At 44.3% G+C, this 1,425-nt stretch carries 1 protein-coding gene; it reads left to right on the top strand.

The genetic code is table 11. The annotated features are described in order from the left end of the window. Window positions 1-82: 82 nt before the first annotated feature. Entirely contained in the window at window positions 83-1,405 is a 1,323-nt protein-coding gene (locus AB4653_RS17620) for an IS4-like element ISVbsp1 family transposase (protein WP_009845967.1), read from the top strand. Window positions 1,406-1,425: the final 20 nt, after the last annotated feature.

Genomic DNA, 1,425 nt, shown 5'->3' with positions numbered 1-1,425 from the left:
TAATGCCGATCGTTTAAGAAGACTTGAACGATCTTGCAGTTAGCAGATAATCCCCATCAACAACGTTGATGGGGATTTTTTTATGCTTGAACAAGAATTAGCAATGGCACATGAGACCATTGAAGATGCCGATAATTATGAATCTGTTGTCGACGCCATTCAGATTGAGTGGATAGAACAAGCTCTTCTTGAAACTAATAAAGCGAGCATAAGACGACGTCGGCTTCCCGCTCAGCAAGCTGTCTGGTTAGTTATTTGGATGGGGCTGCAACGCAACATGTCTATCAAAGAGGTGTGCAGTTCATTAGACATTGCACTTCAGCCTAAACCTGAAGATAGCTGGTCTCGTGTTGCACCCAGTGTCCTAACTGATTCACGCCGACGTCTAGATGAGAGTCCGTTAGCGGCTCTGTTTCACACAACGGTAAAGGCTTGGAACGGAGATATCCTTCAACAAGACAAAGACTTAGAGCTTAATGTTCTTGCTGTGGATGGGACAACATTTAGGTGCCAAGATTCCCCAGAGAACGCTGAAGAATTTGGGTTCATCTCTAAAAAATTGAAACCTTACCCTCAACTTCGTTTAGTCGCTTTGATGTCAACAGAAACTCGAATGATTATGGGGGCGGCTTTTGATGGCTGTCATGTCGGTGAAACGACCTTAGCTAAGCGCCTATTCAATGATATCCCCGCACATTCATTGACCTTATTTGATCGTTGTTATTTCTCGGCAGACCTCTTGTTGTCGTGGCAAGAGAGTGCGGAAAATGCTCACTGGTTAATGCCTGCAAAGCGTAAGCTACGCTATGAAGTGTTGGAGAAATATGCGGAGAACGACATGCTCATCTCAATGCCCATCTCTCCTCAAGCTCAACGGCAGAATCCGAATTTACCCGCACGTTGGGAAGCCAGATTAGTCCTATATCAAGAGCCAAAAGGTGAGATAAAAGGTTTTATTACTTCACTTACAGACCCTAGTAGATACTCGCTAGAAAGCCTGCTGCGTATTTATTGGCAACGCTGGGAGATAGAAGAAGGTTATGGTGAAATTAAACAGACTCAACTGCAAAGTCACGTCACTTTACGAAGTCGTTTTTCTGCCGGTGTGAAGCAAGAGCTGTGGGGCGTATTACTTGCCTATAACTTAGTGCGATTAGAGATGGTTAAGATAGCTTCAGAAGCCGGGGTTCGAGCGACTAGGGTCAGTTTTACCGCCGCAATTAACCTTATTGATGCGCAATTACGTTGGTTAGCTTTAAGTCCAGACGGAACTCTACCTGTAAAACTGAAAAGGATGAGAGACAGTTTGAGTCACTTCATTCTTCCAGATAAAAGAAAAGACCGAACGTTTCCACGTTCAGTCCTCTTTGTCCCAGCCAAATATCCGTTCAGGTTCAAGCAATAATGCTTATCCGAACGGCATTA

Source organism: Vibrio sp. 10N.222.48.A3, assembly GCF_041475345.1.
Lineage (GTDB): Bacteria > Pseudomonadota > Gammaproteobacteria > Enterobacterales > Vibrionaceae > Vibrio > Vibrio tasmaniensis_A.
Note: the sequence above shows the minus strand (reverse complement) of the source record. Positions and strands in the feature narration are given on the sequence as shown.